At 58.4% G+C, this 303-nt stretch carries 1 pseudogene; it reads right to left on the reverse strand.

Features of this window, described 5'->3' with window-relative positions:
* A pseudogene (locus HMPREF2871_RS02515) lies at positions 1-303 on the reverse strand (hypothetical protein); the annotation flags it as partial.

Raw genomic sequence — 303 nt, forward strand, 5'->3', positions numbered from 1 at the left:
TAGATGTCTTGGCCGTTGGCGCCGGTCGTTTTCACCACATCTTTGATGTTGGTGCCGGCTGCAACCTCGGTACGGGCGGCGGCGCTTTGCTGTTTCAGCTGGCTGTAGTTGACGGCGTCGGTGTCATCGGTACCGGCGGCAACATTGGTAATCTTGTTGCCGGCGGCATTGATGCCTGACTTGGTCACACTCGGGCCACCGGTAATGGTGAGGCCGTCTGAATTCAGTTTGCTGTCGCCTGCGGTGACGCTGTCAACAGTGATGTCTTTGGCCAGTTTCAGCTGTGCGCCACCGGCTACGGTT

The sequence above is a fragment of the Neisseria sp. HMSC067G12 genome (assembly GCF_001812725.1).
GTDB lineage: Bacteria > Pseudomonadota > Gammaproteobacteria > Burkholderiales > Neisseriaceae > Neisseria > Neisseria perflava.